The 12,221-nt window shown below is 68.7% G+C and carries 12 protein-coding genes; 11 read left to right on the top strand and 1 reads right to left on the bottom strand.

What is annotated here, in order from left to right; all coding sequences use genetic code 11:
• Nucleotides 1-81 precede the first annotated feature (81 nt).
• The 6 genes from AOA12_RS18625 (at nt 82) to AOA12_RS18600 (ending at nt 6,423) form a co-directional block, all read left to right on the top strand.
• On the top strand, nt 82-1,290 hold the full coding sequence (locus tag AOA12_RS18625) for an ABC transporter substrate-binding protein (protein ID WP_197280986.1): 1,209 nt from the start codon (nt 82-84) through the stop codon (nt 1,288-1,290).
• Nucleotides 1,291-1,363: 73 nt separating this feature from the next.
• Complete coding sequence (locus AOA12_RS18620; RefSeq protein ID WP_054686266.1) at nt 1,364-2,245, top strand: branched-chain amino acid ABC transporter permease; 882 nt, start codon at nt 1,364-1,366, stop codon at nt 2,243-2,245.
• Complete coding sequence (locus AOA12_RS18615) at nt 2,245-3,306, top strand: branched-chain amino acid ABC transporter permease (protein WP_082406372.1); 1,062 nt, start codon at nt 2,245-2,247, stop codon at nt 3,304-3,306. Before AOA12_RS18620 ends, AOA12_RS18615 begins: the two co-directional genes overlap by 1 nt.
• Entirely contained in the window at nt 3,303-4,007 is a 705-nt protein-coding gene (locus tag AOA12_RS18610) for an ABC transporter ATP-binding protein (RefSeq protein WP_054686262.1), read from the top strand. The genes AOA12_RS18615 and AOA12_RS18610 overlap by 4 nt, the downstream gene beginning before the upstream one ends.
• Nucleotides 4,004-4,714, top strand: coding sequence for an ABC transporter ATP-binding protein (locus AOA12_RS18605; protein ID WP_054686260.1), 711 nt, complete (start codon nt 4,004-4,006; stop codon nt 4,712-4,714). Before AOA12_RS18610 ends, AOA12_RS18605 begins: the two co-directional genes overlap by 4 nt.
• 176 nt (nt 4,715-4,890) lie before the next feature.
• Nucleotides 4,891-6,423: an AMP-binding protein gene (locus AOA12_RS18600; RefSeq protein WP_054686258.1), complete on the top strand. Its 1,533-nt coding sequence runs from the start codon at nt 4,891-4,893 to the stop codon at nt 6,421-6,423.
• 134 nt (nt 6,424-6,557) lie between these two features.
• Here the strand turns inward: AOA12_RS18600 and AOA12_RS18595 are convergent, their stop codons facing one another.
• Entirely contained in the window at nt 6,558-7,721 is a 1,164-nt protein-coding gene (locus AOA12_RS18595; protein ID WP_054686256.1) for an acyl-CoA dehydrogenase family protein, read from the bottom strand.
• 146 nt (nt 7,722-7,867) lie between these two features.
• On the opposite strand from AOA12_RS18595, the gene AOA12_RS18590 reads away from it, so the two are divergent.
• The 5 genes from AOA12_RS18590 (at nt 7,868) to cofE (ending at nt 12,220) form a co-directional block, all read left to right on the top strand.
• A complete protein-coding gene (locus AOA12_RS18590; RefSeq protein ID WP_054686254.1) occupies nt 7,868-8,734 on the top strand; it encodes a PaaI family thioesterase in 867 nt (288 codons plus the stop codon).
• Between the two features lie 61 nt (nt 8,735-8,795).
• On the top strand, nt 8,796-9,308 hold the full coding sequence (locus tag AOA12_RS18585; RefSeq protein WP_231637130.1) for an ester cyclase: 513 nt from the start codon (nt 8,796-8,798) through the stop codon (nt 9,306-9,308).
• Between the two features lie 83 nt (nt 9,309-9,391).
• The gene (fgd, locus tag AOA12_RS18580) at nt 9,392-10,420 is read left to right on the top strand and encodes a glucose-6-phosphate dehydrogenase (coenzyme-F420) (RefSeq protein WP_054686253.1); all 1,029 of its coding nucleotides are present in this window, start codon (nt 9,392-9,394) and stop codon (nt 10,418-10,420) included.
• Between the two features lie 28 nt (nt 10,421-10,448).
• On the top strand, nt 10,449-11,441 hold the full coding sequence (locus tag AOA12_RS18575; protein ID WP_054686251.1) for a TIGR03557 family F420-dependent LLM class oxidoreductase: 993 nt from the start codon (nt 10,449-10,451) through the stop codon (nt 11,439-11,441).
• Nucleotides 11,438-12,220: a coenzyme F420-0:L-glutamate ligase gene (gene cofE, locus AOA12_RS18570; protein WP_054686249.1), complete on the top strand. Its 783-nt coding sequence runs from the start codon at nt 11,438-11,440 to the stop codon at nt 12,218-12,220. The genes AOA12_RS18575 and cofE overlap by 4 nt, the downstream gene beginning before the upstream one ends.
• Nucleotide 12,221: the final 1 nt, after the last annotated feature.

Below are 12,221 nucleotides of genomic sequence, written 5' to 3'. Positions count from 1 at the left end.
GCGTACCATCGGCTCTCACTGACGCGTGCTCGCTCGCACGATCGCGTGCACGCGGCAACCCACGCACGAGAGGAACCATCGATGAGGATGAACCGGTTGATCGCGTCGGCCGCAGCGCTGACGTTGGGAATCGCGGCCCTGACGTCATGCGGCAGCGATGACGCGGGCGGCAACGGCAGCGAGGACGGCGGGGGTGATACCGAGGTCTTCACGCTGACGACGATCATGCCCATGTCCGGGCCGGGCGCCGTGTACGGAGAGGGCGTCGTGCGCATGCTCGACATCGTCGTCGACGAGACGAATGCCGCCGGAGGCATCACGATCGGCGACACGACCTATGAGATCGTCCTGGACGTGCTCGATGACGAGCTCAAGCCGGAGACCGCTCAGGCGGTGGCGCGCCAGGCGATCGACGACGGTGCCCAGCTCATCTTCGGTCCGTTCGGCTCGGGGAATGCGAACGCGGTGCAGCCGGTCATGGCACGTGGCGGTGCCGCGTGGCTTCTGCCGATCGCGACGGTCGTGGGACCGACGGCGAACCCGAACGTCTTCCGCACGGCGGCCTTGGTCAGCGCGTTCGTGGACCCGGAGCTGGAGTACATCGAGGCCGATCCCACCTTGCAGAAGGTCGCGCTGCTGACCGATCAGACCCATACCGCGCATTCGGAGACGACGTCCGAGCTGATCGGCCAGATCGAAGGAATCGGAAGATCCGTCGTGTTCTCGCAGGACTTCTCCACGGGGGACACGGACTTCCGTGCGCCTCTCACCCAGATGCTGAGCGACGCTCCCGACGTCGTGATCCTGCGCGGCTACATGGCGGAGTGTCTTCTCGCCCTTCAGCAACTGCGTGAGCTCGGAAGCGACGCCATCGTGATCCTGAACTCGGGAAGCACGACCGCGGAGACGCTCTCGATGCTGGACGACCTGTCGATCCTCGAGGACGTCTACCAGTCGATGCCGATGACCAGCCTCGATCCGTTCGTCGCCGCGGGCAACCCGCTGGCGATCGAGCTGCTGGAGAAGCTGAACGGCGAGTCGGCGGCCGCCGATGCGTATGTGTACGACGCGATGCAGGTTCTGCTGGCGGCGATGTCACAGGCGACCGACACCTCCGCCGATGCGCTCATCGCTGCGCTCACCGACCTCGCGGCGGAGGACGTGGCGGGCCGGACGCTGAACGAGTACCGCCCGCAGGCCGGAGGGCTTCTCTTCGAGAACCGCGAGGTCGATCTCCCGGGTGTGATGGTGGAGTGGATTCCCGATCAGGGCTGGACGCCGATCCCGTAGCCGACCGTTTCCACCTGCGTCCTGGCCGCCGGCCGCGCCGGCGGCCAGGACGCACAACGACGGAGCCCAGAACATGGACATCTTCTTCCAGCAGTTCGCGAACGCCATCGTGCTCGGGAGCTCGTACAGCCTGGTCGCGCTCGGCCTCTACTTGATCTACAACGCGCTGCACGTCCCGAACTTCGCCCACGGCGAGCTCTACGCCCTCGGCGCGTATCTGCAGTACACCTTCGTATCGGTGCTCGGCGTTCCCTTCTTCGTCGGTCTCGCGCTGTCGGTCGTGGGGGCGGGAGCGATCGGGGGGATCCTCGAGATCACTGTGTTCCGGCGGCTGGGACGTGGCCCCGGCTTCACGGTCCTCGTCGCCTCACTGGCCCTGGCCGTCGTCATGCAGGAGGCGATCGCGCTCGCGTGGGGGCGCGACAACGTCGGCGTGCAGGCGCCGTTCACCGAGGTCGTCGCGTTCGCCGGGGTGCGCATCGCACTGTACAGACTGATCGTGGTGGCCGTCGTGCTCGCGGTCGCCGTCGGCGTCGCGATCCTCGTCTATCGCACGGACTACGGTCGCTCGCTCCGCGGCATCGCCCAGAACCGGGAGATCGCCGAGCTGTCGGGCATCAACGTGCGCCGCGTCTCGGTCATGACCTTCGTGCTCAGCGGCGCGCTCGCCGGACTGGCCGGCGGCATGCTTGCGCCCACGGTGACGGTCGACCCGTACATGGGCTTCCACCCCACTCTCGTCGCGTTCGCGGTTCTCGTCGTGATCGGATCCGGTGCGCGGCTCACCGGCGTGATCGTCGGCGCGATGCTCGTCGCGCTCGCCGAGACGTTCGCAGCGGCGTACATCGCGAACTCGGCCCGCAGCGGCGTCGTCTTCGTCGTCCTCGTCCTGTTCCTCGCGATCAGGCCGGATGGCGCGCGCCGCCTCTCCACCGCAGTGAAAGTGAGGCTGTGATGTCTACGAGACCCAGATTCCGGTCCGCGCTCGTGCGCTGGAGGATCACCGACTCGCACGGGGCGGGCATCGTCGGCCGGACGCTGCTGGCGGTCCTCTTCGTCGTCGCGATGCTGGCGCTCAGCGGTGCGCTCACCGAACGGTGGGTCTATACGCTCACGACGCTCACCATGGCGGCGCTGTGGGCGTCGTGCCTGAACATCGTCGTGGGCTACACCGGAGAGCTCAATCTCTCGTTCGGCGCCTTCCTCGCCGTCGGCGCATACATCGGTGCGCTCGGCACCGGGCGATGGGAGATCCCGGGGGCGCTGCTGGTGCTGATCGTCCTCGTCGTCGCGCTGACGGCATCCTTCCTCCTGAGTCTGGTGGTCTTCCGAGCGAAAGGCCTGCACTTCGCGCTGATAACGGCGGGCCTCTCCCTGGTCTGCTACAACGTCCTCACGACATGGACCGACGTCACGGGCGGCTACGCGGGCATCTCGACCGGCGGCCCCATCACATCGGGAGCGTTGCCCAGGCCTTTGGAGCTCGGTCCCATCGTGCTTCAGTCGTCCCGCGACTATCTGATGGCCACCGCCGTCTTCCTGGCCGTCGTGGTGTGGCTCGTCTCCGCGCTGTTGCGCACGCGTGAGGGCGCTGGATGGATCGCCGTGCGTGAGGACGACATGCTCGCCGCGTCCGTCGGCATCAAGGTCAAGAACCGGAAGCGCGTGGCCTTCGTCCTCTGCTCGACCCTTGCGGCATTGTCGGGCGTGCTGTACGCGCACTGGGTCGGATACCTGACGCCCGGGATGTTCAGCTTCGCTCACGCGTCGTTCGACCCGGTCGCGATGGTGATCATCGGCGGTTCCGGCACCGTCGCAGGGCCGATCGTCGGTGCCGTCGTCGTCTCCGGGTTGCCCGAGCTGTTTCGAGGCGTCCAGAGTTTCTCCGTTCTCATCTACGGGCTGATTCTGCTGCTCGTCCTCATGACCTCGAGCGGAGGCGTCATGGGAATCGTCAGGACGGCGAGCCGACGCGCTCGTGCGGTCTTCGCGTCGCGGAAGGAAGGTGTCGAATGACCGGGGAAGTCGCTCTCTCGGCGGAGCATGTCACGATGCGCTATCGAGGCCTGCTGGCGTTGGACGACGTGAGCGTCGCGTTCGAGCGTGGAACCACGACAGGCCTCATCGGCCCCAACGGCGCGGGAAAGACGACGTTCGTCAACGTGCTGTCGGGCTTGGTGCAGCCCACGAGCGGTCGCATCAGATTCGATGGACAGGACAAGCGGAGATGGTCGTTGAGCAGCGCGGCGCGCGACGGGGTCGGGCGGACGTTCCAGGCCTCGAAGGTGTTCCGCAACCGGATGGTGATCGACAACATCGACGTCGCACCGGTTCGTCTGCGCGCGCTGGAATACGATCCGCTCGAGATCGTCGACCTGGCCGACCGGCGTCACGACCTGGCAGGCAGTCTCTCCTATGGTGAGCTGCGGAGACTGGGCGTCGCGATCGCGATCTCCACGGCGCCCCGCGTGCTCCTGCTCGATGAGCCCGGAGCGGGCCTGACAGGCGGTGATCTGGACCGGCTCAGTGCGGTCATCCGGCGCGTCGGAGCCACCGGCTGCACCATCGTGCTCGTGGATCACAACATGCGGTTCCTCATGGGCAGCGTCGAACGCGTGGTCGTCCTCGAAGGCGGGCGCCTCGTCGCCGATGGAACTCCTGAGCAGGTTCAGAACGACCCTCAGGTCCGTGCCGCCTACCTCGGAGGTGCGGCATGAGCCTCGACGTGCGCTCCCTCACGGCCGGATACGGTGACCATACCGTTCTGAGGGACATCGACATCTCGGTCCGTACGGGCGAGGTCGTCGCCGTGCTCGGCACGAACGGCGCGGGAAAGTCGACGCTGCTGCGCACGATCGCGGGCCTGCAGCCGCTGATCGCGGGAAGAGTCGAACTGGACGGCACGGTTCTGGACCGTATGCCTGCCTTCCTGAGGGTCAGGCACGGGCTGGCGCTGGCCCCCGAAGGTCAGCAATCGTTCGCGAACATGACCGTCAAGGAGAATCTCGTTCTCGCAGCCCGGGCCGTGCGGAGACGTGCCTCGCGTCACGACATCGACGAGGCGCTGGGAGAGGTCATCGGCACGTTCCCCAGACTGGGCCAGCGCATGAGTCAGTCGGCGGGCACGCTCTCGGGAGGCGAGCGGCAGATGCTGTCGATATCACGCGCGCTTCTCGCGAAGCCGAAAGTGCTCCTCCTGGACGAGCCGTCGCACGGACTGGCGCCGATCGTCGTCGAGCAGGTGGCAGAGTCGATCGCCGCCATCTCCGGGACGGCTCTTCTCCTCGTGGAGCAGAACCTGGCCGTCCCTCGGCGTTGCGCGACGAGAGTCGTCGTGCTCCAGGACTCGCGCATCGTCGCCAGCGGGGGCCGGGAGCTGGTGGAGAGCGATGAGGTCGTCGAGGCGTACCTCGGCATCGACTGAGGCGCGAGGCGAACGACCTGTCGCGGGGTCGAAGCACGTGATCGTGTCCGAGCGCTTCGGTCGGTGCGGACCGCCCGAGGCCTGCGAGTTCCCCAAAGTGTTAACAACCATTAGAGTGATCTGACCCCGCTGGCGCGGCTTGCGCCAGCGGCGCGATGAAGCGTGAGGAGACATTCATGACAACGATCGGCAGTTCGCTGGAGATCACCGCCGGGCGTGTGCCGGGACGCACGGCGATCGTCGACCGAGGCGTGAGGCTGACGTATAGAGAGCTTGATGATCAGGTGAATCGGGTTGCCCATGAGCTCGTCGCGCGCGGCATCGCGAAGGGTGATCGCATCGCCTTCGTCGGCAAGAACTGCGCCGCTTTCGTCTACGTGCTGTACGCGGCGGCCAAGATCGGTGCACTGTTCGTCCCTGTTAATCCTCGTTCGGCTCCCCCGGAAGTCGCGCATCTGCTCGATGACAGCGGTGCCGTGCTCGCCATCGCCGAAGCCGACTCGGTGTCCCTGCTTTCGAAGGCGGCCGACGCCGCGCGTGCGAGACCGGCGCTGCTGAGCGCTGGTCAGGCCTTGGGGCTGGAGGACCTGCTGTCGGCAGCGGCGTCGCGCCCGACGACACGGCCTGAGGCGGAGGTCTTCGAGTCCGACGACGCCATGATCCTCTACACGTCGGGGACGACCGGGTTCGCCAAGGGCGTCGTGATGGATCATCACAGGCTCATCTGGACCGCTCTGACGGTGTCGATCATGACGGCCGGGATGCGCGACGGGGCGAGCGTCGTTCACGTCGCGCCCCTCTACCATTCCGGCCAGACGACGATGATGCTCCTGCCGGGCACGCTCGTGGGCGCCAAGCACGTGATGGTGCAGGCCTTCGATCCTGATGCCGTTCTGGACATCATGGAGAAGGAGCGCACGACCGCGTTCTTCGGGCCGCCGACGATGTATCAGTTCCTGATGCAGGCGTATCTCGCCAGGCCGCGCGATCTCTCGGCATGGGAGATGGGGGTGTACGGGGCGGCCCCCATGTCGGAGACGCTCGCGGCCGCGCTCCAGCGCGAGTTCGCCTCGGTTCGGATCTACTCGTGCTACGGCCAGACCGAGGCCGGGCCGGGAGGCCTTTACTCGAGCCCGGAAGAGGTGCGGGCGCGGCCGGATGTGACCGGATACCGCGCCTTTCCGAACACGCTCGTGCGGATCGTGGACGAGGCCGGTCACGACATCTCCGCAGGCGAGATCGGTGAGATCCTGCTCAAGGGCGAGACGATCATGAAGGGGTACTGGAACGATCCGGATGCCACCGCGAAGACGCTGGTGGACGGCTGGGTGCACACGGGCGACCTCGCCCGCCTCGATGCCGACGGGGGCATCACGATCGTGGACCGGCTCAAGGACATGATCATCAGCGGCGGGCGGAACATCTATTCGGTCGAGGTCGAGAACGCGATCGCTGCGCACCCCGGCATCGCCGACAACGCCGTCCTCGCCCGTGCGCACGACGAGTACGGCGAGACCGTCGTCGCCGTGGTCAGTCTCAAAGACGGTGCGGAGGTGACTCTGGATGAGCTGCGCGCGCACTGCGCGCCTCTCATCGCCGACTACAAGCTGCCCCGCGAGCTGATCGTCGCCCCGATCGCGCGCAATCCGTCGGGCAAGATCCTCAAGCACATCATGCGGCGGGAGCTCGGTCTGACCGATCACGTCTAGCCGGCTCTGAGAGGAGCTCACTCGACCGGGACGGTGCAGCGGGCGGCGATCAGCTCGATCGCCGCCCGCTGCACCGTCCCGGCTCGTGCGCGTGACCGCCGACGGTGCGGCGTCGGCGGTCGGCACGCCGCTCCTCAGAGCCCCAGGTCTTTGCCGATGATCTCGCGCATGATCTCGTTCGTCCCCCCGTAGATCGACTGGATCCGCGCGTCCGCGTAGGCCCTGCTGATCCCGTACTCGCGCATGTAGCCGTACCCGCCGAACATCTGCAGGCAACGATGCGCGACCCGTTGCTGCAGCTCCGTCGCCCAGTACTTCGCCTTCGCTGCGCGGGCGGGGCTCAAGGATCCGTCGATCAGCAGGCGCACGCAGTCGTCGACGAAGGTGCGGCCGATCTCGACCTCGGCGGCGAGCTCGGCGAACCGGAACCGAGTGTTCTGGAACGAGCCGATCGGCTGGCCGAAGGCCTCGCGGGTGGTCACATGGTCCAACGTCTCCTCGAGCATGCCGACAGAGGCTCCGATCGCGGTCACCGCGAGAGACATGCGTTCCTGCGGCAGATTCCGCATGAGCGCGAAGAACCCCTGTCCCTCCTCTCCGAGCAGGTTCTCCTGCGGGACGCGGACGGCGTCGAAGTGCAGCTCGCTGGTGTCCTGAGGATGCATGCCGAGCTTCTGGAGGTTGCGTCCGCGTTCGAATCCCGGCATCCCGGACTCCACGACGAACAGCGAGAGACCACGATGCCTGTCCTCCGACGTTCGTGCCACGACGATGACGAGATCGGCGTTCTGGCCGCTCGAGATGAAGGTCTTCGATCCCGAGATCAGCCAGTCGCCGCCGTCTCTGCGAGCGGCCGTCCGGATGCCGGCGAGATCGCTTCCCGTACCGGGCTCGGTCATTCCGATCGCCGCGATCGTCTCGCCCGCCACCATCCCGGGCAGCCACCGCTCCTTCTGCGCCTCATCTGTGAGCTCGACGAAGTACGGGGCGAGCACGTCGTTCTGCAGGGCGATCGTCAGTCCGGCCGCGCCGAGGTTGGCGCGAGCGAACTCCTCGTCGACGACAGCGTTGAACCGGAAGTCGTCGATCCCCTGCCCACCGTGGCGTTCCTCGACGGGAAACATGAGCAGGCCGAGCGCGCCGGCCTCGACGAAGAACGAGCGGTCGATCCTGTGCTGCTCCTCCCAGCGCTCGTACTCCGGCCGCACACGATCGATGAAGTCGCGCACGAGGGCGCGGAAGGCCTCATGCTCCTCCTCGAAGATCGTGCGTCCGGCGAATCGCAAGTCTGACGTCATCTCGTGCTCCTCTGGGGTCTCGATCACTCTTATGTTAATGAGTAATAGGGTCTTATCTGGCTTAAGCGGTCTCTTTTTTCAAGTCTTTGAGGCTACTGTAGTGAACAGCTATACGGACAAGAGTGACGATCACGAGATGAGGTGGAGTGGAAGAGACGGTGCGACTGGGCTTCTGCGGCTTCGACCCGGGGGCGTTCCTGAGCGAGTTGCGTCCGCCGGCGCCGAACGACCTGATCGATGCAGAGCTGCGGCTCGGCACTCGCCCGCTCGGATCCGCTCCGGGGCGCGCGGCGGGCCGGACGGAGGGCGTTCCCCGCCCGCACCTGGGCTGGCTGAGCATGCTCGCCGACCTCGTCATGGGCACCGCGTATGCGGCTGCGCTCGGGGAGGGGCGGACGAGTCTCACGCTGTCGATGAGGATCGACAGCGTGAGAGGCGCGCTCCGGCCGGACGTGCCCATCGAGGGGTACGCGCTCGCCGAGGACCCGGATGACCCGGGCGGTGTGCTCCACTGCCTGATGCTGCAGGGGCGACAGCCGGTCGCAACCGGAGTCGGTCGGTTCCTCCCGCTGGGGACGCGCGCGCGGTCGGCGCCTGCCGAGGTCGTGTCCTTTCAGCGCCGTGGCGTGGACCTCGCGACCGGATTCGGGCTGTCGGGCGATTGGGCGCCTGACATCGATGTGGATCTGCGGGCGGAGGGCGTCCTCGCCAACCCGAGCGGCGTCGTGCACGGTGGTGTGCAGGCGGCGATCGCCGCCGAGGCGATCATCCGCAGCGTGGCGGGCGTGGACGCCTCGATGTGTCTGCTGACGGATTTGTCGACGAGGTTCCTCGCCCCGGCGCCGACCGGCCCGGAGGAACGGCTCGTCGTTCGTGTGCGACGGATTCATACGGGGCGCAGCCTTCGCACCGTGCGGGTGGAGCTGGTCCGCGGCGACGGCGTGGTGGTGAGCGTCTCCGAAGGCACCGTCGGCCGAAATCCCGTGATGGACAGTCTAGTGAATAGTCACTAGACTGTCCATCACGGGAAGACGCCAGGAAGGCATGTTCCGTCCCGCTGACCGGAGGTATGTGATGATGCGCGACCACCCGCTGACCGAGGAGTTCCTGCACGGGTTCGCGCAGCGCTGGGAGAGCGCCTGGAACTCGCGCGACCCGGAGCAGGTGCTCGCGCTGCTGCATCCGGAGATCGAGTGGGACGACACCGTCTTCTGGCCGGAGGTGATCCGGGGCATCCCGGCGATGAGGCCGTATCTCGACGCGATCTTCCGCGCGATGCCCGACGTGGTGTTCCACGACGTGCAGCTGTTCACCGCGCCCGACGCGGGCCGCGGGATCTGGCTGTTCCGGCAGGAGGGCAGCGGCCCCGCGCGCTACGGCCCGGGCGGCCGGTTCTCGAACCACGGCTGCGACATCTGGCTCGCGTTCCGCGACGGCCTGCTGTCGAGCTACCTGTCGCGGTACGACATGGCCGAGATCATGCGGCAGTTCCACGCGCTGCCGCCGCGCGGCGATCTGCTGGGCGGCACGTACCTGCGCCGTCTCGCCGAGGGGCCGCCGACGGTCGGGGCCCGCGCCTCCTTCTGAGCCTCTGAGCCGCCGGGCCCCGTCGGCGAGTTGGATAGGGTGGATCCGGGCGGCGGGCGGATCCGGCCCGAAGGAGGACGACGATGGTGCTCACCCTCGGATACAAGGCGTCGGCCGAGCAGTTCGGTCCCCGCGAGCTCGTCGAGATCGCCGTGTCGGCCGAACGCCACGGCTTCGAGTCGGTCGCCGTCAGCGACCACTTCCAGCCCTGGCGACACACGGGCGGGCACGCGCCGTTCTCCCTCGCGTGGATGGCCGCGGTCGCCGAGCGCACCGAGCGCGTGCGCATCGGCACGTCGGTGATGACGCCGACCTTCCGCTACAACCCCGCCGTGATCGCCCAGGCGTTCGCCACGATCGGCTGCCTCGCGCCGGGCCGCGTGTTCATCGGCGTCGGCACGGGCGAGGCGCTCAATGAGATCGCGACGGGCTTCCGCGGCGCCGGCGCCCAGGACTGGCCCGAGTTCCGCGAGCGCTTCGCGCGGCTGCGCGAGGCCGTGCGGCTCATGCGCGCGCTGTGGACGGGGGAGCGCACGAGCTTCGAGGGCGAGTACTACTCGACGCACGACGCGTCGATCTACGATGTCCCCGAGGACGGCATCCCCGTCTACATCGCGGCGGGCGGCCCGCTCGTCGCGAAGTACGCCGGCCGCGCGGGCGACGGCTTCATCTGCACCTCGGGCAAGGGGCGCGAGCTCTACGTCGACCAGCTCATCCCCGCCGTGCAGGCGGGGGCGGATGCCGCGGGCCGCGACCCCTCGTCGATCGACCGCATGATCGAGATCAAGCTCTCCTACGAGGAGACCGAGGAGGCCGCGCTGGACAACACCCGGTTCTGGTCGCCCCTGTCGCTGTCGAAGGAGCAGAAGCACGACATCACCGACCCCGTGGAGATGGAGCGCGCGGCCGACGCACTGCCGATCGAGCAGATCGCGAAGCGCTGGATCGTCGGCACCGACCCCGACCGCGTCGTCGCGCAGATCGGGGAGTACATCGACTGGGGCTTCACCCACCTGGTCTTCCACGCCCCCGGACACGACCAGGAGCGCTTCCTCACGCTCTTCGAGCGCGACCTCGCGCCACGGCTGCGCGCCCGCGCGACGCAGGCCTGAGCGGCGGCGCGAAGCGGAGTCCGTGACCATGCGCATCGGGTACGCCGCGATGCTGGAGCAGTTCGCGCCCGCGGAGGTCATCGACCTGTGCGTCGCCGCCGAGCGGCACGGCTTCGACGGGGTCATCGCGACCGACCACTTCCAGCCCTGGCTGCCGCGGCACGGCACGGCCGCGCACGTGTGGACCATGCTCGGCGCGATCGGCGCGCACATCCGCGGCGACCTCGGCCCCGCCGCGACGACGCCGACGTTCCGCACGCACCCGGCCGTCGTCGCGCAGGCCGCGGCGACGCTCGCATCGCTGTACCCGGGGCGCGTGTGGCTCGGCGTGGGATCGGGCGAGGCGCTCAACGAGCACGTCGTCGGCGAGTACTGGCCCGAGCCGGGCGAGCGCATCGAGCACATGTTCGAGGCCGTGGAGATCATCCGCAAGCTGTTCGCGTCGGCGGCATCCGGTCGCCTCGTCAAGCACCGCGGGGCGCGGTTCCGGGTCGAGTCGACGCGGCTGTGGACGGTGCCGACGCCCGCCCCGCCGATCTACGTCGCGACCGCGGGACCCGTGACGGCGCGGCGCGCCGGGCGCAGCGCCGACGGCCTCGTGACCACGGGGGAGGACTTCGACCGCGCGGCCCAGCTGCTCGCCCGCTTCGCCGACGGCGCGCGCGAGGCGGGGCGCGACCTCGCGACGATGGAGCGGGTGCTGCACCTGCACGTGTCGTGGGCGCCGACCGACGAGGAGGCGCTCGCCGCCGCGATGACCGAGTGGCCGATGGCGGGACTGCGCATCCGGCGCGGCGACATCCGCTCGCCCTACGACTTCGAACAGCTCGTGCGCGGCGTGCGCACGGAGGAGGTGACGAGCGCGATGCTCGTGTCGAGCGACCCCGATGCGCACCGCGCGCACATCCAGCGCTACGCCGATCTCGGCTTCACCCGCATCTTCCTGCACAACGTGGGGCGGGATCAGCGGGAGTGGCTCGAGGTGTTCGGGCGCGACGTGCTGCCGAAGGTGCGCGGATGACGGCGCTCACGGTGTTCGCGCCGACCGGCATCGGCGAGGTGCGTCCGGGCGACGACCTCGCCGCCCTCATCCTCGCGACGGGCGTCGCGCTCGAAGACGGCGACATCCTCGTCGTGACCTCGAAGATCGTCTCCAAGGCCGAGGGCCGCTACGTGCAGGCCGCCGACCGCGAGGAGGCCATCACGGCCGAGACCGTGCGGCTCGTGGCATCCCGCACGATCGACGGGCACACGATGCGCATCGTCGAGAACCGCCTCGGCATGGTCGCCGCCGCGGCGGGCGTGGATGCCAGCAACACGCCCGACGGCTGGATCCTGCTGCTGCCCGAGGACCCCGACGCCTCGGCGCGTGCGCTCGCGCACCGGCTGCGCGAGGAGACCGGCGCGACGGTGGGCGTGATCGTCAGCGACACCCTGGGCCGGCCGTGGCGGGCCGGGCAGACCGACGTCGCGATCGGCGCGGGCGGCGTGCACGTCGTCGAGGACCTGCGCGGCACCGTGGACGCCGGCGGCAAGCCCCTGAACGTCACGACGCCGTGCGTGGGCGACGAGCTCGCCGCCGCCGCCGACCTCGTCAAGGGCAAGGCGAGCGGGAACCCCGTCGCGGTCGTGCGCGGCCGGGGCGATCTGGTCGGCCCGCTCACGCTGCCGGGCGCGCGGAGCATCGTGCGCTCCTCCGATCGCGACCTGTTCCGTCTCGGCACCGACGAGGCCCTCGCCCAGGGCTACCGCGACGGCTACGCCGCCGCCCGCGCCGAGCAGGCGCGGGGGCGGCGGTAGA

The organism is Microbacterium sp. No. 7, from assembly GCF_001314225.1.
GTDB lineage: Bacteria > Actinomycetota > Actinomycetes > Actinomycetales > Microbacteriaceae > Microbacterium.
Note: the sequence above shows the minus strand (reverse complement) of the source record. Positions and strands in the feature narration are given on the sequence as shown.

Excerpts from the sequence above, each read along its gene's own strand:
- AOA12_RS18625 (WP_197280986.1), top strand. The coding sequence starts at position 82 with ATGAGGATGAACCGGTTGATCGCGTCGGCCGCAGCGCTGACGTTGGGA.
- AOA12_RS18620 (WP_054686266.1), top strand. The coding sequence starts at position 1,364 with ATGGACATCTTCTTCCAGCAGTTCGCGAACGCCATCGTGCTCGGGAGC.
- AOA12_RS18615 (WP_082406372.1), top strand. The coding sequence starts at position 2,245 with ATGTCTACGAGACCCAGATTCCGGTCCGCGCTCGTGCGCTGGAGGATC.
- AOA12_RS18610 (WP_054686262.1), top strand. The coding sequence starts at position 3,303 with ATGACCGGGGAAGTCGCTCTCTCGGCGGAGCATGTCACGATGCGCTAT.
- AOA12_RS18605 (WP_054686260.1), top strand. The coding sequence starts at position 4,004 with ATGAGCCTCGACGTGCGCTCCCTCACGGCCGGATACGGTGACCATACC.
- AOA12_RS18600 (WP_054686258.1), top strand. The coding sequence starts at position 4,891 with ATGACAACGATCGGCAGTTCGCTGGAGATCACCGCCGGGCGTGTGCCG.
- AOA12_RS18595 (WP_054686256.1), bottom strand. The coding sequence starts at position 7,721 with ATGACGTCAGACTTGCGATTCGCCGGACGCACGATCTTCGAGGAGGAG.
- AOA12_RS18585 (WP_231637130.1), top strand. The coding sequence starts at position 8,796 with ATGATGCGCGACCACCCGCTGACCGAGGAGTTCCTGCACGGGTTCGCG.
- fgd (WP_054686253.1), top strand. The coding sequence starts at position 9,392 with ATGGTGCTCACCCTCGGATACAAGGCGTCGGCCGAGCAGTTCGGTCCC.
- AOA12_RS18575 (WP_054686251.1), top strand. The coding sequence starts at position 10,449 with ATGCGCATCGGGTACGCCGCGATGCTGGAGCAGTTCGCGCCCGCGGAG.
- cofE (WP_054686249.1), top strand. The coding sequence starts at position 11,438 with ATGACGGCGCTCACGGTGTTCGCGCCGACCGGCATCGGCGAGGTGCGT.